The 20,092-nt window shown below is 68.0% G+C and carries 20 protein-coding genes; 7 read left to right on the top strand and 13 right to left on the bottom strand.

The features are described 5' to 3' along the window. The first annotated feature begins 47 nt into the window (after positions 1 to 47). The 3 genes from EV650_RS01385 to EV650_RS01375 are packed head-to-tail and all read left to right on the top strand — an operon-like array spanning position 48 to position 3,287. Positions 48 to 752, top strand: a complete 705-nt coding sequence (locus EV650_RS01385; protein WP_134114517.1) for an SDR family oxidoreductase — start codon at positions 48 to 50, stop codon at positions 750 to 752. A 13-nt stretch (positions 753 to 765) separates the two neighbouring features. Then, on the top strand, positions 766 to 1,611 hold the full coding sequence (locus EV650_RS01380) for a DUF427 domain-containing protein (protein WP_134114515.1): 846 nt from the start codon (positions 766 to 768) through the stop codon (positions 1,609 to 1,611). After that, positions 1,608 to 3,287 carry an MOSC and FAD-binding oxidoreductase domain-containing protein gene (locus EV650_RS01375; protein WP_134114513.1) on the top strand — a complete coding sequence of 560 codons (1,680 nt, stop codon included), beginning with the start codon at positions 1,608 to 1,610 and terminating at the stop codon, positions 3,285 to 3,287. The genes EV650_RS01380 and EV650_RS01375 overlap by 4 nt, the downstream gene beginning before the upstream one ends. Here the strand turns inward: EV650_RS01375 and EV650_RS01370 are convergent. Genes EV650_RS01370 through EV650_RS40865 form a run of 4 tightly spaced genes read right to left on the bottom strand, consistent with a single transcriptional unit; the run spans position 3,270 to position 6,583 of the window. Beyond that, positions 3,270 to 3,878 (bottom strand): VOC family protein, encoded by a 609-nt coding sequence (locus EV650_RS01370; RefSeq protein ID WP_134114511.1) that lies wholly within the window; start codon positions 3,876 to 3,878, stop codon positions 3,270 to 3,272. The two genes, EV650_RS01375 and EV650_RS01370, sit on opposite strands and share 18 nt — an antisense overlap. Positions 3,879 to 3,888: 10 nt before the next feature. Further along, positions 3,889 to 4,926 carry an enolase C-terminal domain-like protein gene (locus EV650_RS01365; protein WP_134114509.1) on the bottom strand — a complete coding sequence of 346 codons (1,038 nt, stop codon included), beginning with the start codon at positions 4,924 to 4,926 and terminating at the stop codon, positions 3,889 to 3,891. A 3-nt stretch (positions 4,927 to 4,929) separates the two neighbouring features. After that, complete coding sequence (locus tag EV650_RS01360) at positions 4,930 to 5,901, bottom strand: DUF4037 domain-containing protein (RefSeq protein ID WP_238173959.1); 972 nt, start codon at positions 5,899 to 5,901, stop codon at positions 4,930 to 4,932. Between the two features lie 34 nt (positions 5,902 to 5,935). After that, on the bottom strand, positions 5,936 to 6,583 hold the full coding sequence (locus EV650_RS40865; RefSeq protein WP_238173958.1) for a class I SAM-dependent methyltransferase: 648 nt from the start codon (positions 6,581 to 6,583) through the stop codon (positions 5,936 to 5,938). 43 nt (positions 6,584 to 6,626) lie between these two features. Between EV650_RS40865 and EV650_RS01350 the strand changes: the two genes are divergently transcribed. Further along, positions 6,627 to 7,271 (top strand): HAD family hydrolase, encoded by a 645-nt coding sequence (locus EV650_RS01350; protein ID WP_202874294.1) that lies wholly within the window; start codon positions 6,627 to 6,629, stop codon positions 7,269 to 7,271. On the opposite strand, the gene EV650_RS01345 is transcribed toward EV650_RS01350, so the two are convergent. After that, the gene (locus tag EV650_RS01345) at positions 7,268 to 7,855 is read right to left on the bottom strand and encodes a hypothetical protein (protein WP_134114503.1); all 588 of its coding nucleotides are present in this window, start codon (positions 7,853 to 7,855) and stop codon (positions 7,268 to 7,270) included. The two genes, EV650_RS01350 and EV650_RS01345, sit on opposite strands and share 4 nt — an antisense overlap. Further along, on the bottom strand, positions 7,855 to 8,397 hold the full coding sequence (locus tag EV650_RS01340; RefSeq protein ID WP_134114501.1) for a SigE family RNA polymerase sigma factor: 543 nt from the start codon (positions 8,395 to 8,397) through the stop codon (positions 7,855 to 7,857). The genes EV650_RS01345 and EV650_RS01340 overlap by 1 nt, the downstream gene beginning before the upstream one ends. Before the next feature lie 180 nt (positions 8,398 to 8,577). On the opposite strand from EV650_RS01340, the gene EV650_RS01335 reads away from it, so the two are divergent. Continuing rightward, a complete protein-coding gene (locus tag EV650_RS01335; RefSeq protein WP_134114499.1) occupies positions 8,578 to 9,858 on the top strand; it encodes an ABC transporter ATP-binding protein in 1,281 nt (426 codons plus the stop codon). A 5-nt stretch (positions 9,859 to 9,863) separates the two neighbouring features. Here EV650_RS01335 and EV650_RS01330 read toward each other — a convergent pair whose 3' ends face one another. Next, complete coding sequence (locus EV650_RS01330) at positions 9,864 to 12,617, bottom strand: ATP-binding protein (RefSeq protein WP_134114497.1); 2,754 nt, start codon at positions 12,615 to 12,617, stop codon at positions 9,864 to 9,866. 129 nt (positions 12,618 to 12,746) lie between these two features. Here EV650_RS01330 and EV650_RS01325 point away from each other — a divergent pair, with 129 nt between their 5' ends. Next, positions 12,747 to 13,442 (top strand): alpha/beta fold hydrolase, encoded by a 696-nt coding sequence (locus tag EV650_RS01325; RefSeq protein ID WP_134114495.1) that lies wholly within the window; start codon positions 12,747 to 12,749, stop codon positions 13,440 to 13,442. Between the two features lie 14 nt (positions 13,443 to 13,456). On the opposite strand, the gene EV650_RS01320 is transcribed toward EV650_RS01325, so the two are convergent. Beyond that, positions 13,457 to 14,227 (bottom strand): SDR family NAD(P)-dependent oxidoreductase, encoded by a 771-nt coding sequence (locus EV650_RS01320; protein WP_134114493.1) that lies wholly within the window; start codon positions 14,225 to 14,227, stop codon positions 13,457 to 13,459. Further along, on the bottom strand, positions 14,214 to 15,077 hold the full coding sequence (locus tag EV650_RS01315) for a LysR family transcriptional regulator (protein ID WP_166677984.1): 864 nt from the start codon (positions 15,075 to 15,077) through the stop codon (positions 14,214 to 14,216). The genes EV650_RS01320 and EV650_RS01315 overlap by 14 nt, the downstream gene beginning before the upstream one ends. Positions 15,078 to 15,159: 82 nt before the next feature. Here EV650_RS01315 and EV650_RS01310 point away from each other — a divergent pair, with 82 nt between their 5' ends. Then, positions 15,160 to 16,047 (top strand): MBL fold metallo-hydrolase, encoded by an 888-nt coding sequence (locus EV650_RS01310; protein ID WP_134114491.1) that lies wholly within the window; start codon positions 15,160 to 15,162, stop codon positions 16,045 to 16,047. On the opposite strand, the gene EV650_RS01305 is transcribed toward EV650_RS01310, so the two are convergent. Genes EV650_RS01305 through EV650_RS01290 form a run of 4 tightly spaced genes read right to left on the bottom strand, consistent with a single transcriptional unit; the run spans position 16,021 to position 20,052 of the window. Beyond that, a complete protein-coding gene (locus EV650_RS01305; RefSeq protein WP_134114489.1) occupies positions 16,021 to 16,914 on the bottom strand; it encodes a decaprenyl-phosphate phosphoribosyltransferase in 894 nt (297 codons plus the stop codon). The genes EV650_RS01310 and EV650_RS01305 overlap by 27 nt on opposite strands. Continuing rightward, positions 16,911 to 17,993, bottom strand: a complete 1,083-nt coding sequence (locus tag EV650_RS01300) for a hypothetical protein (RefSeq protein ID WP_134114487.1) — start codon at positions 17,991 to 17,993, stop codon at positions 16,911 to 16,913. The genes EV650_RS01305 and EV650_RS01300 overlap by 4 nt, the downstream gene beginning before the upstream one ends. Next, entirely contained in the window at positions 17,990 to 18,688 is a 699-nt protein-coding gene (locus EV650_RS01295) for an SDR family NAD(P)-dependent oxidoreductase (protein WP_134114485.1), read from the bottom strand. The genes EV650_RS01300 and EV650_RS01295 overlap by 4 nt, the downstream gene beginning before the upstream one ends. Then, on the bottom strand, positions 18,685 to 20,052 hold the full coding sequence (locus tag EV650_RS01290) for an FAD-binding oxidoreductase (protein ID WP_166677983.1): 1,368 nt from the start codon (positions 20,050 to 20,052) through the stop codon (positions 18,685 to 18,687). The genes EV650_RS01295 and EV650_RS01290 overlap by 4 nt, the downstream gene beginning before the upstream one ends. Positions 20,053 to 20,092 lie beyond the last annotated feature (40 nt).

Below are 20,092 nucleotides of genomic sequence, written 5' to 3'. Positions count from 1 at the left end.
CCAGTGGCGGATGCGAACGAGTCGGTCGTTCGTGTTCCGTAAGCGTCATGACACTCGAAGGCAAGACAGTCCTGGTGATCGGACGCGGCGGCGGCATCGCCCAGGCGGTGACGCTGGCCGCCAGGGACGCCGGTGCGCAGGTGGTCTCGGCCGGCCGCAGCCCGGATAAGCTGAAGGCGGCGTACGACGGTGAGCCGGGGATCACCGTCGAGTACGTCGACCTGACCGACGAGGCCTCGATTGCAGCGCTCGGTGAACGGCTCGGCAGCGTCGACCATGTCGTGTCGACCGCCTCCGCCCGGGCTCGCGGCAAGGTGGCGGACCTCGACCGGGAGGCGGTGCGGGCGTCGTTCGACACCAAGGTGATCGGTCCGCTGATGCTGGCCAAGCACCTCGCGTTCAACGAGGGCGGTTCGCTGACCATCTTCTCCGGGGTCGCGGCCGCCAAGATCGCCGTCGGCACCCTCGCGGTGGCGATCACCAACGGTGCCGCCGACGTACTCGCCCGGTCTTTGGCGTTGGAGCTCGCGCCGATCCGGGTGAACGCGGTCTCCCCTGGTGTCATCGACACCGGCGCGTGGGACGGACTGGGCGACGCCAAGGCCGGCTACTTCCGCGACATCAGCACCCGGAACCCGGCCCGGCGGATCGGTACGGCGGACGACGTCGCCGCAACCGTGCTGTTCGCGATGACCAACACGTTCGTCACCGGAACGACGCTCCGGGTCGACGGCGGCGAACCGCTGAGCTGAAAGGAGTATTCCGATGGGACTGGCATGGCAACAGGGTCCACTGGCGACCGGAGCGATCGGACGGTTCCTGGTCCCGGTCGAGCTGCCGGAGCGGCTGCTGTTCGCGGAGCCGCTGCGGCGGCGGATGCGAGTACGGTTCGGCGACAGCTGGATCGCGGACAGCGAGGACGTCGTACTGCTGCACGAGCCGGCTCGGTATCCGGTGGCGTACTTCCCGCTCGCGGACGTGGTGGCCGACGTACTGCGGGCCGAGGAGCGGACGACGCGGCACAAGGACCTCGGTACGACGTCGTGGTACACGGTGTCCGCCGGCGAGGCGTCCAAGGCGCGGGCGGCGTGGCAACACACCGAACTGCCGGACTACGCGAGTGACTTGAAAGGACGGGTCGCGTTCGCGTGGCGGGCGATGGACGCGTTCTACGAGGAGGACGAGCGGATCGTCGGCCACGCGGCGGATGCGTACCACCGGATCGACATCCGACAGACGAGCCGCCACCTGATCGTCCGGGACGGCGACCGGGTGATCGCGGACTCGTCGCGCCCACTCGTGCTGTACGAGTCGGGCTTCGCGCCACGCTGGTACGTGCCACGAGAGGACGTCGACGAGACCGCGCTGACACCCGTCGAAGGGCACACGTTCTGCCCGTACAAGGGACTGTGCAGCTACTACGCAGATGGCGCAGCGTGGTCCTACGAGGACGCCTGGACCGAGGTACGGCGGATCTCCGGGATGGTGTCGTTCGAGCCGGACAAGGTCGACGTGGAGCTGGACGGAAAGCGGCTGCGGCAGGAGCCTGGTCAGAGTGTGATCTCACACGGTATCGACCGCGACCTGACCGTAGAGGAGCTCGCCGGATGAGCCCAGGAAGCCCAGGAGGCGCAGCCACCCTGCTGTCGGTGAACGTCGGCATGCCGAAGAACGTCGAGTGGAACGGGAAGACCGTCTACACCGGCGTCTGGAAGCAGCCGGTCGACGGTCCGGTGATGGTCCGGCGGCTGAACCTGGACGGCGACGGACAGGGCGACACAGCCGGACACGGCGGCGAGCAACGGGCAGTGATGGTCTACCAGATCGACTCCTACCGCCACTGGGAGAACCACTTCGGACGGGACGACTTCGTCTACGGCCAGTTCGGCGAGAACCTGACGGTCGACGGAATGCCCGACGGCGAGGTCTGCATCGGAGACCGGTACCGGGTCGGCAGCGCCGAGCTGGAGGTGACCCAGCCGCGAGTCACCTGCTATCGGGTCGGTCTGCGGATGGGTGAACCGGAGCTGCCCGCCCTGCTCGTCAGCCACCACCGGCCCGGGTTCTACTGCCGAGTGATCACCGAAGGCGAGGTCTCCGCGGGTGACTCGATCGTCAAGACCTCCAGTGGTCCGCATGGGCTGAGCGTTGCCGATACGGACGCACTCCTCTACCTGCCCGACCGTGACCTCGCCCGGCTCCGGCAGGCGGTTGACATCCCAGCACTGAGCCCAGGCTGGCAGGGCTCGTTCCATGACCTGTTGAAGGACGCAGACACCCCCAAGCCCGCATGGGACGGCTTTCGCCGGCTGCAGGTCACCAGCGTGGTCGCCGAGAGTACGAACGTGTTCTCGATCCAGCTCGCGTCAGCTGACGGCAGCGAACTGCCCGCCGCCCAGGCCGGTCAGTATCTGACCTTCCGACTGCCAGATGCTGGTACGCCGGTCCCTGTGCGCAGCTACTCGCTGTCCACCTCACCCGGCTACCGCATCAGCGTGAAACGCGAGCCTCACGGCGTCGGAAGCGGCTACCTGACCAGCAGCCTGCACCCCGGAGACGTCCTGGACGTCGCGGCACCACGCGGCGAATTCGTCCTCGACGACGCGGACACGCCCGTCGTACTCGTGTCAGCCGGCATCGGCGTCACCCCGGTCCTAGCGATGCTGCACACTCTCGGCGCGGCCGGTAGCGAGCGTGAGATCTGGTGGATCCACAGCTCCCGCAGACCCGAGGAACATCCGCTGGCAGCCGAGGCGCATGAGCTGCTGACCAAACTGCCGCATGCCGTCGAACGGATCTTCTACAGCGCCCGCGACGGTCGGCTGACGAAGGACAAGCTGGTCGATCTCGCTCTCCCGGTGGACGCGACGGCGTACATCTGCGGTCCGGAGTCCTTCATGGCGGACATGCGCGAAGGGCTGTCCGCGGTCGGGATCAGCCAGATCCACACCGAGCTGTTCGGTGCGCTGTCTTCGCTCAACCCGGGCATCGTCGGCGAGACAGTCCGACCGCCGCACCAACCTGCTGTGCTTGGCCACGGGCCGCTGGTGACGTTTTCCCGCAGTGGTATCTCGACGCCGAGTGGTGACGGCAGTCTGCTCGAGCTGGCCGAGGCATGTGATGTCCCGACCCGCTGGAGCTGCCGGACCGGTGTCTGCCACAACTGCATCACCCCGCTGCTCTCCGGCGACGTCGTCTACTCCCCCACCCCACTCGAACCACCTGCTGACGGGCAGACGCTCATCTGCTGCGCCCGCCCAACCACCGACCTAGTCCTGGACATGTAATGGGTACCCGGAGATGGTGGCTGTCAATGCGGGTTCGCCTTCGGTGACTGGCAGGACCAGGCCGAGTGTGTGCAGAACGGCGTTCACCGCGGCCGGGTCGGGATGGGTTGCGGAGAACTCGAGCAGCTCGGCCATCGGCAGACCGGATGCGGCCGGATGGACGGTGTCGCCCCAGTCGATCAAGAACGGCACGATCCCGTCGTACGGCTCTGGATCGGCGACCGTGAGACGCCAGCGCAGCACGTCCCCGGCCGGCGTCGTACGGCTCATCGGCTGGATCGGCCCGAGGTCGACGGCTGCCGCGGCGGCGTCCAGATCCGGCGGGTGGACGGCCCACGTGATCAGCCGCGGGCCGTCGAGTTCGCCCGCTCCGAACGGCATCTCTTCGGGATCCGCGGGCCGCTCGACATCCGGTCCGATGATCTCCAGGTACGACGTGGGTCCGAGCCCCACCAGGTAGTTCCGGGTGCCGCGTCCGTCGTGCCGTCCGCCTTCCACAGGCTGGACGCCGGTCGCCGCAGCGAAGTCGGCCACGGTCGCGGCAAGGTCGGGGGTGGCGTAGACGAGGTGATCGAGGAACGGTACGTCCATGCCGACCAGGCTAGGCGATGAGGTCGAGGCCGAAGCCGGGCCGCTCCGACAGGACGACGTACCCGTCCTCGAGGGTGTAGGCGCCGGGGCCGGGGACGCCCTCGATGATCGGGGTGTTGCCGAGGCCGGCTGCGAGGTGGGCGGCGTACAGGGTCTTGAGGGGCACTCCCCAGGCGTGGGGCGAGGCCTCGGCGGCGAGTTGGGGCATCGTGCGGCGCCACGCGGTGAGGCCGTGGCCGATGACGTCCATCAGGGCTACGTCGACCAGACCTTCGCGGGCCAGCTGGAGGACGTGGTCCACGTTTGGGTCGTACTCGCCGTCTGCGACCTTTGGACGGTTCGCCATCGTCTGCAGGCGTTCGCGGAGTGCCTGCAGGTCGGGCCGGCGTTCTGGGAACGGCTCCTCGATCCAGTAGAGATCGCAGTCCGCGACGCCGTCGAGGTAGTCGAACAGCCCGTTGACGGTGAACCCGTCGTTGCCATCGACAAGGATCCCGGCATCCGGATACAGCTCGCGCGCCAGCCGGGTCACCTCGATGTCGCGCCGCAGCCCGGACTGTGTCTCCATCCACCGATGGCCGCGGCCGATCTTGAGCTTGAAGTCGCGGAACCCGAACTCGTGGTCCTGCACGAGGTTCTTCCGGATCGCGTCCATGCCGTCGTCGAGATCGTCGAAGTAGATGCCGCCGCTGTAGCACCGCACCCGCGTCGGGCCGTTGCCGCCGAGCATCGCGTACACCGGCACGTCGAGGATCCGGGCGGCGAGGTCGTGCAACGGGTAGTCGAGGAACTCCGCGGCCGGATCGATCACGCCGCGATCCGGGTCGATCAGGTCCGCAAGGTTCCGTCCCACCAGCGGACCCGGGTCTCCCTCGGACAGCGGCAGCCCCCAACCGGTCGCACCTCGATCGGTCTCCACGACGTACACCGTTTGCTTGCCGCCGCTGCCGTGGCTGCCCAGGAACGCGTTCCTGCCGATGGTGCGCAGGTACTCGTAGTGGTGCTCGGCGGTCGTGACGGAGCTGATGACATGCCTGGCGAGGGTCATCGCTCAACGATATACATCGATGAACTTCCGGTACGCCTCCGGATTGCTGAGTACGTCGGTGTTGTCCGCGAACTGGTCGATCGAGCCGATCAACCCGCACCGCGCGACCGCCTCGTCCGTCACCGTCGCCAGGCACGCGTGCACGAAGCGATCGGCGCCGATCACCTGCGCCGGCCGGTCGAAGTACGGCCGAGGTGACGGGTCGAGCTCCTCGGTGATCCCGAGCGCGTTGTGCCGGCGTGCGACCAGCTCGTACGCCGTGACGAGCGCCTTCTCGCGGTCGGCGTACGCGGCCGCAGCCACAGCGTCGGCCAGCGCGGTGTCGAGCCCATCGGGGTGCTCCAGGCGAGTGAACGCCGTACCCAGCCATTTGGTGTACGGCGCATAGGTCCGCGACTGCAGTAGTGCCAGCCGCATCAGGTCCCGCACCAGCCGAGCCGCGACCACCTGCGACCCGAGTTCGTCACCGACCTCGTGCGTGCGCTGGACGAACGCCTCCTCCTGGGCGATCCGGGACCACTGGCACGCGAGCATCCAGCGCCAGAGCTGGTCCGGGTACCAGGCGAGTGCTTCGCGTGCTGCGGCCAGTCGTCCATCGTCGGCGTACACCCGACCGGCGACCACGCCCAGGATCTGCTGCTGCGGCGTCACCAACCAGTCCGCGATCCCAATGCCCTGCGACGCGTCGAACCCGAGCTGTCCCCGCAGCCAGTCCCCCAGCGTGGCAACCGTGACGTGGTGCCCTGGCGCCTGCGCATCCCAACCAAAGCGCACCGCGTACCCGTCGTACTCATCCGGCAGCCCGTCCTCGACAGCCTGCCGCACCCGCTCCACTTCGTCCGCGTCGACCAGCACCACGACCCGCGGTCCCCACCCGTGGTCCGTCGACCGCGCGGTGTCGTAGCCGAGCACGTCCGAGCCCCAGCCCAGCAGCCCGGCCGCATACCCGATGTCTCCCACCAGAGGCGCGATCACGTCGGCATGGAACCCAACCCCGACCTCAGCCGCACTACGAAACACGAGTAAGCACCGCCCACAGACCCCAGCCCGCGTGAGCCGTCCTTGCGGACCACTGCGCGTCGGACGCGCTCTCCAGCGCCGACAACACAGTTGGAATCGGCACGTGGTGCGGCGCGTCCTCACCAAGCGCGTTCGACCACACCACCACACCATCCGGCGCCAGCGCCCGCACCACCTCGCCAGCAAACAGAGGTACGTCGGCCAGCACCACAGCGCCCGTTGACCCATCGCCCACCGGCAGCCGCGACGCATCACCCAGGACTCGCCAGCGACCAGGCGCGCGAGTCAGCATCGCCCACGTCAGGTCAAGGCTGATCACCTCGGGCCAGACGTCCTGGATGAGACCAGAGAGCAGACCGGTCCCGCAGCCGACCTCCAGACAGAGGCCGTCGGGCCACGGACCACCCCGCTGCAGGGCGTCAGTCAGCGGCACAGGACGGTAGCCACCGCGGTCGCCGTCCCAGACCGGAGCCAGCTCGGTGTAGCGACGTACAACCGCCTCGGCCTGGTCGTGTGACCACGTTGACGGGTGCAGAGCGAGTTCAACAGAGGCCTGTTGGCTGGCTGCTGCTTCAGGACGCACCGGCTTTCCGGGAGCTGCCGGAATGACCTGTGTCAGCTCCGTGATCTGACCCACTGGGCCGCCTTTCCGCTCTGGGAGCCCGTCTACAGTTACCCCGGTGAAGGCTTCGCATGTGGTGTGGGACTGGAACGGGACGCTGCTCAATGACAATCACGCAGTACTAGCCGCAGTCAACGAGGTTTGTGCCGGATTCGGCCGGCCGGGGCTGAACTGGAGCGACTGGCAGGCGGCGTACGCGCGGCCGATGCGGGTCTCTTACGAGCAGATCCTGCAGCGAAGCCTCGACGAGGAGGAGTGGGCGCGGGTCGACAAGCTCTACCACGAGCGGTACGACGCTCTGCTGCACACCTGCGAGCTCGCCAGCGGGACTCTCGACGTACTGCGGGCCTGTGCTGACAGTGGGCGGACTCAGTCGTTGCTGTCGATGTGGTTCCACGGGCGACTGACTCCGACGATCGAGCAGTACGGCCTGACGACGTACTTCACCCGGGTGGACGGGCTGGCGGGTGACGTCGGCGGTGGGTCGAAGGCCGAGAGCCTGGTCCGGCACCTCGAGGCCCAGCAGCTCGACCCGGCAAGCGTCGTACTGATCGGCGACGTCGTCGACGACGGCCTCGCCGCCCAGGCAGCCGGCACCCAGTGCGTGCTCGTCTCCACCGGCGCCATGACCAGCGAGGCCCTGCTGGCCACCGGCGCCCCAGTCACCAATTCGATCGCCGAGGCCCTGCGGCTTCTCGATTAGGGAAGGCCGTAGACCGCGACGGCCAGGCGGGCTGTTGGGTCGTCGAGTGGTGCCGGTGGAGGCTCGCCTACCTGGTAGTCGAGATCGACGAGGCGGAACCGAATCGGGGTCTTGCGGACCACGGCCATCCCGCCGGCGTCAAAGCCCCCGAGCGTGCCCGGATTCGTCGGAAAGCGTGAGCACGCGACAAGGACCGGTACTCCGCCCGGGCTCGTCACGAGCACTTGCCGGTGTTCAGCATCGCGCGCCGTGCAGGTGATCGACAGCTCGTCCACCTTGCCCGTCAGCGCCTGCGGCGTGAAGTCGGTCTGCCCGGCAGCGCCGGTCTGCTGAGCCGACAGCCGATACATGCCCAGATAGGCCGGAAAGGGTTCGGCCGCCGGCGTGGCCGGTTCCGGGTGCTTCGCGGCCAGCAACTGCACCCCGCCGATGACTAAGGCGGTGGCCACTGCAGTGACGAGCAGACCCGCCCGCTGCCGACGGCGGCGCCGTCCTCGGCGGTGGAGGTCCTCCAGCGGTGGCGTGAGTGGGTGTGGCGGCTGTGCGGCGTTCTCGAGCCGTTCGCGGAGTTCTTCGACATTCATCACCGCTCTGCCTCCTCGACAGCAGTGAGCTCCAGGTGCAGTCGGCGCAAGGCCCGATGGGTCTGGCTCTTCACCGTGCCGACCGTGCACCCCAGCGCGGCGGCGGTCTGGGCCTCGGTCAGGTCCTCGAAGTACCGCAGGACCACGACGGCGCACATCCGCTTCGGCAACGACCGCAGGGCGTCCAGCAGGTCGGCGTTCTCGATCAGCGTGTAGTCGTCGGTCATGGACCGCTCGAGGTCGACGGCCATCAGCCGCTCCGGACGAGATCGCCGCCAGCGCCACCAGCCGAAGTACGTGGTCATCAAGGTACGCCGGATGTACGCCGTCGGGTCGTCGTTGCGGATCGACCCCCACGACCCCCAGCACTTGACCAGCGCGGACTGCACCAGGTCCTCGGCCAGCGCCCAGTCCTGCGTCAGCAGCCGCGCCATCCGGACCAACTGCTGGTACCGGACCGCGACGTACTCGTCGAAGTCCGCCGTATGGGTACTGCGCTGATCCTCCACCTGCCCCCGAACAGCCGATAACTCAGCGGTCATATCTCCAAGGAGTCGATCCACCCCGCCAATGGTTGTCAACCCCGACGAGATTTCTTCCGAACCGGGCCGATCGATTGCTTGAGGCAACAGTCAAGGGGTCAACTGTCGCCTTTGCAAGTACCTGCAGGTTAGCGATTCAGTCCTTGCCGGTGAACCTGGTCTTCCCGTATAAGAAGGCTGATGACAGCGATCCGGCTCGAGGCGGTTTCCAAGGTGTTCGAGGGGGAACACCTTGCCGTGGACGAGTTGTCGCTCGAGGTGGCTGACGGCGAGTTCATGGTGCTGCTCGGGCCGTCGGGGTGCGGGAAGACGACACTGCTGCGGATGATCGCGGGGCTCGAGCGAGTCACGGCCGGGGAGGTCTGGTTCGGCCGGACCAACGGGACGCGGCTGGCGCCGAGGGACCGTCAGGTCGCCATGGTCTTCCAGACCGGCGCGCTCTACCCGAACCGGACCGCGCGGGAGAACATCATGTTCCCGCTCCAGATCGCCGGGCAGGACGACGCCGACGCGAGCTCGACTGCCGCCGGACTGGCACAGATCCTCAGCCTCGGGCCGGTGCTCGACCGACTCCCGCGGACGCTGTCCGGCGGGCAGCGTCAGCGGGTCGCGATCGGGCGAGCGCTCGTACGGCGGCCCAGCGTGTTCCTCCTGGACGAACCGCTGTCGAACCTGGACACCACGATGCGGACCGAACTCCGGCAGGAGATCGGCGCGATGACCAGGGACCTCAACGTCACCACGCTCTACGTGACCCACGACCAGGTCGAGGCCCTCACCCTGGCCGATCGGATCGCGGTGATGCGCGACGGCCGGATCGAGGACGTGGGTACGCCGGCACAGGTGTACAACGACCCCGCGACGGCCTTCGTCGCGGGGTTCCTCGGATCCCCCAGGATCAACCTGCTGTCCGCGACCATCCGGGTCACCTCGCACCACCGCGTCGCCCTCGACTTCGGCGCGCAGTCGATCCAGCTCTCGCCGACCGACCGCCGGTCCCTGATCCTGCGGAACCACGACGGTGCCCAGGTCATCGTCGGCGCGCGCTCGAACGCGTTCAGCCTGATCACCAACCAGGACGTCGCCAACCAGCTGACCGGGACGCTGCGGGCGTTCGAGTTCCACGGTCAACAGTCGATCGCCTTCGTCGAATGCGGCATCCAGGTCGTCGATCCGGACCGGGTCGGTCTTGCGAGGCCCATGCACGCGTCCCCGGACCAGGACGACGAGGTCCCGACCTCGTTGCTGACCAGACTCCTGTCCCGCGTCGGCCGCTCGGGCCGGTCCGATCCCCCGGCCGAACCGCTCGTACCTCCGACCCATCGCCGGGCCGACCTCGTCATCGAGATCCCTCCCGAAGCCGACCTCAAACGCGGCACCCGAGTCCACCTCGCCCTCGACACCTCCCGCATCCACATCTTCGACCGCACCGGCCGCCGAGTCGACCGAATCACCCGCTAGTGCAGCTAGGTGCGGAGGTGGTTGGCTAGTTCGGTTCGGGAGCGGACGGAGAGTTTGCGGTAGATGCGGGTGAGGTTGGCTTCGACGGTTTTGACGGACATGAAGAGTTCGGCGGCGACCTGTTGATTGGAGCGGCCTGCTGCGACGAGTTCGGCGACTCGGTGTTCGGTTGCGGTGAGGGTGGTCGTGGTCGGGTGCAGGCCGACGCGGCCGGCGTCGTCGCGGGCTCGTTCTGCCCAGCGTGGTACGCCGAGTTCGTCGAACACGGACGCGGCCGCGGTGAGGGCTTCGGCGGCTGTGCCCTTGTAGCCGGCTCGTCGCGCAACCTGTCCCAGGGCCAGCCTGGATCGCGCGGCTTCGAACGGGCACTCGGACCCGTCCAGCTCGACGATGCGGCGAAGGTCGGTCAGTGCGTCGTCGACCTCTCCCCGCGCGGCGTTCAGCAATGCCTGGCAGCGATCCGCGGCGACAGCTGCCTCGGGCCGGGCCTCTCCTTGACGTCGTAGCAGGGAGATGGCGATCTCGACCTCGGGCAATGCCCCGACCTGGAGGGCGGCGTCGGCGTAGTCGACGGGCCAGAGCAGTTGTTCCAGGTCGACCATCGCCGTACTCGCGAAGATCCCGGCGAGTTCGCGGAGTGACTCGAGTGCTGTTTGCCAATTCCTCGCGGAGACCTCGATGAATCCGAGCTCGGCCAGGAATCCGGCCAGCCAGTACGTGAACCCGGCCGACCGCGAGGCGGCGGTCGCCCGCTCGGCCACCTCGCGGGCCACGTCCAGCTGACCGGTGTACTCGTTGACCAGGATCCGGGCCATGTCTTCCTGGAGGCTGAAGTCCGCCCAGGCGCCGACGCGGTCGGCCTCGTCCAACGCGGTCGAGGCCTCGCGAAACCTCGAGGCGCGGACGAGGACCATGACGAGGCAGATGTAGAGGGACGACAGGTCGCCGTACCGGCCGGCGGCGACGGCTCGTGCGATGCCGTCGCGTACGACCCGCTCTGCGGTCGAGTCGTTCCACTCGGCGTAGAAGCCGCGGGACCACGCCCACTCCGACGACGAAGCTGCAAGTCCGGCCAGCCGGTCGATCTCGGCGACTGTCTCGAGCGGCTTGCCCAGCCCCCACATCCGTTCGGCTCCCTGGCGCTGGCCCAGAGCGGCGAGCTGCAGGTCCACGCGCTCCACGATCACCGCCTCGGCGATGGCCAGATCGGCCAGCCGGATCGCCAGTCGGCCGTGACCTTCCATCCGGTGGTACTCGCCGAGCTCCTGCAGGATCTGCGCGCGGACCTCGCCGCCGGTGGGCGACAGCCGGAGCGCCTGCTCGGTGAGGACCCTGGCGCCGCGGAGATCCTCGGTCAGCCGGGCCCGTCGTACGAGCACCTGGGCTTCCTGCTCATCGAGTACGACGAGGGCTGCACCCTGGTCGAGCGCGGTCCGCGCGGCCAGCGCATCACCGGCGGCGATGTAGGTGTCAACAGCCTCGAGCCATCGCCGGAGACTGTCGGAGGTGTCCACGTCCGACGGCGTGACGAGCGCGGCTGCTTCCAGTAGTTCGCCGGCCAGCTGCTGAGCACCGCGGGCTCGCGAGATCTCGGCGGCGCATTCGAGTTCGTCGGCCGCGGTCTCGTCGGGTGTGCTGATCGACTTCGCCCGATGGCGGGCGCGCTCGACCGGGTCTTCGAGCTTGTCGGCCAGGGTCCGATGGGCGCGACGACGTTCGTCCGGCGCGGCCGCGTCGTACATCGCCGAAGCGAGCAGCGGATGGGTGAACGCGACGACCGACCCGGCGCCGACCTTGGCGATGTCTGCGTCCGCGGCAGCTTCGAGTGCGGACCGAAGACGCGCCTCCTCGACGAACCGCTGCAACTGGCTCACAGTCAGCCGACCGGCAGCGGCGACCAGCAGGAGTACGTCGCGCGCGTCCTGCGACAACAGCACCGACACCTTCTCCCCCAGAATGCCGGCCAGGCTGGGCGGGACCGGGAAGATCGGATCCTGGCCTTGCTGAGCGCTCCAGTGCCACTTCGACAGGTCGGACTGCATTGCCTGCGCGATCATCAGCGCCAGGAACGGATTGCCCCCACTGGCCCGAGCCACCCCAGCCGCCAACGGCGCCGTCCACCGTTGCCCCAGGTGCTTGCGGAGCAGCTGACCGATGGCCCAGTCCGGCAGTTGCTCGAGCAAGAGTTCGTGCCGCGGCTCGGCCAGGGATCGGATCACGTCGGCTCCGACCGCCGGATCGGGCCTGGTGGCGAGCAGAACGCAGACCCGACTCGGGTCGATGCCACGCAACGCGAACGCGAGACTGCCGGCGCTCGCCGGGTCCAGCCACTGCAGGTCGTCAACCACCAGCGCGACCAGACTCGCCTGACCAAGCAGGGTGAGCAGACTTCGTACGGCGACCGGTATCGCCAACGCGTCGACCTCAGAACCATCCTGCTCGGCCCGCTGCAACGCAACGGCGATCGCCCGTCGCTGTGGAGCCGGAAGGCGGTCGAGGGTCTCCTCCGGACACTGGTTCACCAGCTCCGCCAGCCCCGCGAACGGCAGTCCGCGGTCGAACTGCGTCGGAGCGACCGACAGCACCCTTCGGCCGCGCCGCTGCGCCAACTGGTCGACGACCTTCAGCAGACTGCTCTTGCCGACCCCCGGCTCGCCGATCATCACCGCGCTGCCGCCGCGGTCGAGGACATCGGTCAGGACACCCAGCGCGTCCTCACGGCCGAACAGTCCGTAATCGATCGCAGATCCCTCACCCATCAGGACATCATGCGGCACCGCGCAACGCCGATCGAGGGTCCGGGAGGACGGGTCCGAGGGTTTTCCCGCCTGCCGAGAGAGCGTTCCCGCCCTAGCTTCGGTGTCATCAAGCAACCCGAGGAGGAAATGATGAGCGAAACCACTGAACCGGCCGTCCTTCTGATCCACGGCGGCTTCGCCGACGGTTCCGGCTGGCGAGGTGTGTACGACCGGCTCCGCGCCCAGGGCCACCGGGTCCTCGTCGTACAGCACCCGACCCTGTCACTCGAGGGCGACGTCGCCGCGACCAAGCAGCTCCTGGACGAGCTCGACGGCCCGGCCATTCTGGTCGGTCACTCGTATGGCGGTGTGGTCGTGACCGAGACCGGCAGCGACCCGCGGGTCGCGGGCCTCGTGTACATCGCCGCGTTCGCACCCGACAAGGGCGAGTCCGTGAACACGCTGATCGCCGACCCGCCGCCCGGCGCGCCGGTACCGCCGATCCTGCCGCCGCGGGATGGCCTCTTGTACCTGGACCGGGACAAGTTCCACGACTCGTTCGCCGGCGACCTGCCGGCCGACGAGGCTGCCTTCATGGCCGACTCGCAGGTGCCGTGGGGCGTCGAAGCGCTCGCCGGCAGCGTGACCGAACCCGGCTGGCGCAGCAAGCCGAGCTGGTACCTGGTCGCGGCCGACGACCACATGATCCCGCCGCCGGCCCAGCGTCAGATGGCCGAGCGCGCCGGCGCCACGGTCCGCGAAGTACCCGGCAGCCACTCCGTGTACGTCTCCCAGCCGCAGGCCGTCGCCGACCTGATCCACGCCGCCGTCGAGTCCTTCGCCTGACCTTCTGAACCGGCTCAGTGGAGGGTGTATCCCCCGTCGATCACCACCACTGAGCCGGTCATGAAGCTCGAAGCATCGGACGCGAGGAACACGACGGTCGGTGCGATTTCCTCCGGTACGGCGTACCGCTGCATCGGAGCGTCGTCGATCCAGCGGGCCTTGAACTGCGGCTCGTCCACCGGCGCCATCTCGGTCTTCACGTAGCCGGGCGCGACCGCGTTCACCCGGATGTTCAACGGCGCCCACTCCGCGGCCAGCGACTTGGTCAGCTGATGAACCGCGGCCTTGGACGCGTTGTACGCCGGCTGCCACTGCGGTCGGTTCACGATCTGCGCCGAGATCGATCCGATGTTCACGATGTTGCCGCCGCCGACCGTGGTGAAGTGGCGCGCGACCGTCTGGCTGAGCTTCCACAGACCGTCGACGTTCGTCGAGAACACCTCGTCCCACTCCGCGTCCGGGATGTCGAGGGACGGCCGGTGGATGCAGGTCCCGGCGTTGTTCACCAGGATGTCGAGCCGCCCGGTCGCCTCCAGCGCGGCGTCGACAGCAGCCTGACCGGACTCCCGATCGTTCACGTCGAGCCCGATACCGATCACCGTCCGCCCGGTCGCCGCGGCGAGCCGCTCGGCCGCCTGCTTGGACGCCTCGGCATCGCGCGCCCCGATCACCACATCGGCGCCCGCCTGGGCCAACCCGGTAGCGAAGGCGAGGCCGAGACCCCGATAACCACCAGTCACCAAAGCCGTCCGCCCAGCCAGCGAGAACTTGTCAAGAACAGTCATCCGGCCATTGTCCCTGGTACGCGCTAGACGCGAGTTCGACAAAGGAACGAACCAGCGGGTTGGTGTCCCCCTTCTTCCAGACCGTCACCACGCGGCTCGGCGGCAGATCGACGAGCGGTACGACGGTGAGCTCGGCAGGCGGGTTGTGGCCGAGCGGACTCAGCCCGACCGTGCCGTTCCAGAGCACCGCCTGCAGGCATTCCTGGACCGACCGCACCACGGGACCTTCGCGCGATTGACCGCCGTTCCAGTACGACTGCCAGCTCGGGTCGGTGTCCGCGGGGAACTGGAACCACCGTCGATCCGCGAGCTCGGCGAGCTTGAGTTGATCGCGCTGAGCCAGCGGATCATCAGTCCGCAGTACGGCGCCCACCGGATCGGCCCGGAGCTCGTGCACGACCAGGCCGGCCTCGTCGAACGGCGCTCGGGTCAGTGCAACATCGACGAGACCGGCTCGGAGGCCGCAGGTAGGATCGGTCAGATCGGCCTCGCGAATGCGGACCTCCAGCCCGGGATGCTGCTGCCGGTACGCCGCGGCCAACCGACTCGCACCGGGATCGGTGCTGTCGCCAAGCATGCCGATGGTGATGCTGACCGCAGCCTGCACTCGCCGGGGCACCTGGTCAGCCTGTTCCAGCAGCACCCGCGCTTCCTGCAGCAATACGGCGCCCGCAGGGGTGAGCGCAACGCCCGCCGCGGAGCGGTCGAAGAGCGCGGCACCGAGCTCTCGCTCCAGGTGTTTGATCGCCCGGCTCAGCGGCGGCTGGCTCATCTGGAGGCGTGCCGCTGCCCGGCCGAAATGGAGTTCCTCGGCAACAGCCACGAAATAGCGCAGCGTACGCAGCTCCATGACCAGCGACGATACCCGCACGGTATCGGCGCCACCGGATCGGTCTTGGACGCCGCGACCTCGCAGGCGGTGGGATCAGAGCATGACCCAAGATCCTCTCGTGCGAGTGGCCGACGCCAGCGAGGTCGCCCCTGACCTGCTGGTGATCCCGAACAACCAGGTCGACCTCGTGCCCAACATCGGCATCATCGGCGGCACCGAGGCCGTCCTGGTCGTCGACACCGGTATCGGCATCGCCAACGCCGAGCAGGTCCTCGCGCTGGCGACCGAGGTCGCACACGGCCGACGGTTGTACCTGACCACGACCCACTTCCACCCCGAGCACGCGTTCGGTGCACAGGTCTTCGCCGGACAGGCGACGTACCTCGTCAACCGCGCGCAGGCGGATGACTTGGAGACCAAGGGATCCGGCTACCTGGAGATGTTCCGCGGCTTCGGCGGCTCGATCGCCGAGCGACTCGAAGGCGTCCAGGTGCCCGTCCCGGACGAGGTGTACGGCGACGTGCACGACCTCGATCTCGGCGGGCGGATTGTTGAACTGCGGTCGACGGGTCGCGGCCATACCAAGGGTGATCAGGTAATTCAGGTGCCGGACGCTGGCGTCCTGTTCACCGGGGATCTGGCCGAAACCGGGCAGTTCGCGATCTTCCCGTGGTTCCCGCCGTACGACGTGGATGTGTCAGGTGTGGGCTGGCTCGCGGTGATGGATCGACTGATCACGTCAGCTCCCAAGATCGTCGTACCGGGTCATGGGCGGGTCGGCGGGCCGGAGGTCCTGGCCGACGTCCGCGACTGCCTCCGCGAACTGCGCGACGAGACCTGGCGGCGACGGGGAGCCGAGGCCGAGATCGTTGCCGAGGTCAAGGAGTTGCTGATCGAACGGCATCCGGAGTGGGCGGGCCGGGAGTGGATCGAGCGCGGCGTCAGTTGCCTCTGCACCGAGTCAGGCGCAGTACAGGCCGATGGTTAGGAGGGCTGCCCAGGTGAGGCCGGCGATCAGGAGAACTCGGTCGCGGAAGAGCTCGTGTTCTGGTTGCTCTCCTCGGCCGGTGGAGACGAGGAGGGCGTAGCGGAGCAGTCCGGTGAAGAACGGGAGGAACGAGATCGCGAGGAGCTCGCGGTAGGCGTCGTGGCCGAGGTACTGGAACGCCCACATGCCGTACGACAGCGCGGCTCCGAGCAGGCAAACCGTCAGCACCTGGTCGAGCCACGAGGTCGGGTAGGCCGCCAGCACCGGTCGGCTGACGGCGGTGTGTTCGGCTTTGCGCTTACCGGTGACCAGGAACATTGCCCCGAACAACGAAACCAGCAAGAACCAGTGCGACACCGGTAGTCCGGTCGCCGTCCCGCCTGCAGCGGCCCGGAGTACGAACCCAAGCGCAACGATCACCAGATCAACAACAGCCACATGCTTCAGCCCGAAAACGTAGAACAGTTGCGCCACCAGGTACGCCGTGGCCAGCGCAAACGTGGACACACCCAGACTGCTCGTGATCGCCAGACCCGCCAGGGCTGTCACGATTCCGAGGAGCGCAGCCACGGCCGGACTGATGACGCGTGCGGCAACGGGCCGCAATCGCTTCGTCGGATGCCGGCGGTCGTCCGGCGCGTCTCGGATGTCGTTGATCGCGTACACCGAGATCGCCAGCAGGGTGAACCCGACTGCGGCGACGGCTGCCCGCAACACGAGCACGGGCGACTCGAGCGCTCCAGCAGCCGCCGGCGCCGCGAACAGCATCACCGCCTTGTGCCACTGCCGCGGCCGGCTCAGTCGAAACAACGCCCGCGCCGGCGCTTCCCGGCGTACGGCGATTGCCTCAGCGCGTACGTCGGTCATTTGGTCGTCACGTAGAAGAAGTCACGCTGGTCGTCGACCAGGTAGCGGTTGGTCGGCGAGTTCATCGAGTCGAGCAGCCGTTTGCCGGTGACCGTGCCGTTGGGTCCGGGTTGCTCGATGTCGAAGCTGACCATGGCGGCATGGATGTCGAGCTCCATCCCTTGCACGATCCCGGCCTGGTGCATCGCGGCGGTCAGCGTCGCGAGCGTGAGTTTGTTGCCGGCGACATAGATCAAGTTGCCGCGGGCATCGGTCCCCAGACCGGACCGCCAGGTGTACTGGAACTGGCTGCGCACGGTCCCCCACCGGCCGTTCGCGTTCGTCGTCAGTCCACTGACGATCCGGCCCTCGACGATGACCGGGTCCAGGTTCTGCCGGACCGCGACCACATCACGGGTCATTCGCACGGTCTGGTTCCAGGTCCCGATATCTGCCGAACCGTCGCGATGGATGACGATCGAGGCCCGGCCGTCGACCAGCGGTACGGCAGGTGACGTCGTGGTCCACCAGCCGCCGTGCGAGTCCTTGATCTTGAAGCCCGCGTTGAAGGTCGCGACCAGCTTGGACCGATCTGCGGATGGGACGGCGTACCCGTTGCGGGAGGGCATTCCGACCAGCGGTTCGCGCGTACCCGGCATCAAGGTCAGGCGGTCGACGGCGTGTGGCATGAGGACGGCGGCGGCCGAGACCGGGAGGTGAGCGGGGTCGGCCCGGAACCAGGTTGCCCACAGCAACGGCGTACCGGACTTGGACTGCCGGGCGACGGTCCAGGTTCCTTCTTGCGGCAGCGCTGGAACACCGGGCAGGAGCTGCGCTCTCGGCAAAGTCGTACGAACGGGAACCGTGCTGGGAGCAGTGATGTCGCTCGGCATGCCGGTCGGAGCCGGCTGCTGGCGCGAGTACTTCCAGGTCTCGACGGCGTCGATGATCCCGCCGGCGCCGTGATCGCGGACCCACTCCACCGTCCGGACGCTGAAGCTCGCGTTACCCGGATAGAGCAGCGCTCTGACGTAAGAGACGATGGGGACGACCAGCAACAAACAGCAGGCCAAGGCGATCCAGCGCTTCCGCACCTTCATCGCCAATCCTCCGGCAGCAGCCGTCGAGGCAGCACGTTCAGCACGCGTACGGCGAGACCCATTGCCCGAGGCACCCAAACGATCGTCCGGTGATCCCGCACCGCCCATTCCACCCGTCGCGCCACTCGCTCCGGCGTGGTCGCGAGCGGAGGTACCGAGAGCCCTGCCGTCATCCGCGTGGACACGAACCCGGGTCGGACAACGAGCACCCGCACCCCGGTCTCCGACGCCTGCCGTCCAAGAAGCACCGCGGTCGAGTCCGCCAGCTGCTTCCCGACCGAGTACGCCGCCATCGCCTGGCGCGGCCGTACGGCGGCAGCCGATGACAACAGCACGATCTGCTCAGGCTTCCGCCGTACCAAGGCATGCAGCAGGACAGCCACACCCAAACCATTGACGACAACGCCGTCCGAGAAGGACTCCGACGCCATCGATCCGACCGCGATGATCGCCAACTCCAAGGGATCCGCAGGCTCTAGCATCCCGTCGAGCTCATCGGCGCTCAGCCCAGCGTTGTACTTCGTGGTCGAAACGGAATGCCCGAGATCCCGGAGCCTCTCGGCGTTCCGCCGCAGCTCACCACTCGGCCGCCCGGCCAGGACGACCCGACGCGGGACCGGACCGAGCAGCTGGAACAGTACGGCCAGACCGATCTCCGACGATCCGCCGACCAGCAGCACCGAGCCGGGGCTCATGGCAACAAACCGAGACGCTCGGCCAACGCGGAGGTCCAGCGCCCGACCGGATCCAGCCGACGCTGGATACGACGCCACGTCTCCAGCCGCGGATACATCACCGGGATCAGGTCCGGATCCGTCACCGCATCCTTGGCCAGATAGACCCGGCCGCCTGCGCTGGCGACCAGCTTGTCGATCGGCCGCAACGCATCCGGCCGACGCAGCCAACGCGCCGGCAGATCGACCGCCAACGTCCACCCCGGGATCGGGAACGACAACGGTCCAGCCGTACCGAACCCGAAGTTCTTCAGCGTGGTGAGCGCCGGCGTCATGCCGCGCGTCCCCAGAAACGCCAGCACACCCCGCACCGCGCCGAGCTGATCCGGCGGTACGGCGAACTGATACTGAACCAATCCCCCGCGACCGAACGCCGCCGGCCACGACTCGGCCCGGTCCAGCGGACAAAGCGCCGTACGCAAGGCAACAAGTTGTGAGTTGCTGGATCTGCTCAGATGCCAACGCGCAGCGGACGCGGCCGTGATCGTTGCCCTCGACATCACTCCCGGACCCGGCAGCGAATGCCTGGGACGCGTCGACGCGATCCGAGCCTCGGGAAAGGGTGCGACCGCGCCTGGGAGATCTAAAAGAGACGCAGTGTAGAACTCGTCGACGATGCCGCGACCCAGCCGTCCACCCTGCGCGTGTGCGTCCAGCCAAGCGACCGCGTACCGGTCCGGATCAGGCTCCTGGCGCACGGACAACTCCTCCATCGCCTGCAGCGTCTCGTCGAGCGAGTGGGTCCGCAGCCGGTTCCGAATCATCCAGCCGGTCTCCACCCGCTGCAGTTGGATCGCCGCCCGCAGGATGACCCCGGTCAGTCCCATCCCGCCGATCGTGGCCCAGAACCCGTCGGCGTCTTGTCCGGCCGACAACTGGACGATGTTCCCGTCCGACCGCAGTACAGCGAGCCAGACGACGTGCTGGCCGAACGAACCGGCGCCAGGATGGTTCTTCCCGTGGACGTCGCTGGCAATCGCCCCACCGACGGTGATCCGCTCGGTCCCCGGCATCACCGGCAACTTCCAGCCCAACGGCAGAGTCTGGTCGATCACGTCCTTCAGCAACGCGCCCGACTCCACGATGAGTACGCCGTTGCCCTCGTCGAACGAGACGATCTGGTCGCAGGCAGTCGTGTCGAGCACGATCCCCCGGCCGGGAAGGGCTGCGTCGCCATAACTCTTGCCGGCCCCGCGCACCGTGATCTTCGGCTCGGCCAGCACCACGTCGACCAGTCCCCCGTCGTACGTCGGTCGCCGGACCTGTGCGGTTCGACGGACCGTTCGCCCCCAGCCGGACAGGTCGAGCGTGCTGGGATCTGTCATAACTTCGACGCTAGGGACCCCGCACTTAGAGCATGCTGAG

The sequence above is a fragment of the Kribbella kalugense genome (genome assembly GCF_004365875.1).
Lineage (GTDB): Bacteria > Actinomycetota > Actinomycetes > Propionibacteriales > Kribbellaceae > Kribbella > Kribbella kalugense.
Note: the sequence above shows the minus strand (reverse complement) of the source record. Positions and strands in the feature narration are given on the sequence as shown.

Coding starts and splice junctions, on each gene's coding strand:
- EV650_RS01370 (WP_134114511.1), bottom strand. CDS start 3,878: ATGGACGTACCGTTCCTCGATCACCTCGTCTACGCCACCCCCGACCTT.
- EV650_RS01375 (WP_134114513.1), top strand. CDS start 1,608: ATGAGCCCAGGAAGCCCAGGAGGCGCAGCCACCCTGCTGTCGGTGAAC.
- EV650_RS01300 (WP_134114487.1), bottom strand. CDS start 17,993: ATGAAGGTGCGGAAGCGCTGGATCGCCTTGGCCTGCTGTTTGTTGCTG.
- EV650_RS01310 (WP_134114491.1), top strand. CDS start 15,160: ATGACCCAAGATCCTCTCGTGCGAGTGGCCGACGCCAGCGAGGTCGCC.
- EV650_RS01315 (WP_166677984.1), bottom strand. CDS start 15,077: ATGGAGCTGCGTACGCTGCGCTATTTCGTGGCTGTTGCCGAGGAACTC.
- EV650_RS01385 (WP_134114517.1), top strand. CDS start 48: ATGACACTCGAAGGCAAGACAGTCCTGGTGATCGGACGCGGCGGCGGC.
- EV650_RS01320 (WP_134114493.1), bottom strand. CDS start 14,227: ATGACTGTTCTTGACAAGTTCTCGCTGGCTGGGCGGACGGCTTTGGTG.
- EV650_RS01345 (WP_134114503.1), bottom strand. CDS start 7,855: ATGAATGTCGAAGAACTCCGCGAACGGCTCGAGAACGCCGCACAGCCG.
- EV650_RS01380 (WP_134114515.1), top strand. CDS start 766: ATGGGACTGGCATGGCAACAGGGTCCACTGGCGACCGGAGCGATCGGA.
- EV650_RS01365 (WP_134114509.1), bottom strand. CDS start 4,926: ATGACCCTCGCCAGGCATGTCATCAGCTCCGTCACGACCGCCGAGCAC.
- EV650_RS01340 (WP_134114501.1), bottom strand. CDS start 8,397: ATGACCGCTGAGTTATCGGCTGTTCGGGGGCAGGTGGAGGATCAGCGC.
- EV650_RS01305 (WP_134114489.1), bottom strand. CDS start 16,914: ATGACCGACGTACGCGCTGAGGCAATCGCCGTACGCCGGGAAGCGCCG.
- EV650_RS01290 (WP_166677983.1), bottom strand. CDS start 20,052: ATGACAGATCCCAGCACGCTCGACCTGTCCGGCTGGGGGCGAACGGTC.
- EV650_RS01325 (WP_134114495.1), top strand. CDS start 12,747: ATGAGCGAAACCACTGAACCGGCCGTCCTTCTGATCCACGGCGGCTTC.
- EV650_RS01295 (WP_134114485.1), bottom strand. CDS start 18,688: ATGAGCCCCGGCTCGGTGCTGCTGGTCGGCGGATCGTCGGAGATCGGT.
- EV650_RS01335 (WP_134114499.1), top strand. CDS start 8,578: ATGACAGCGATCCGGCTCGAGGCGGTTTCCAAGGTGTTCGAGGGGGAA.
- EV650_RS01330 (WP_134114497.1), bottom strand. CDS start 12,617: ATGGGTGAGGGATCTGCGATCGATTACGGACTGTTCGGCCGTGAGGAC.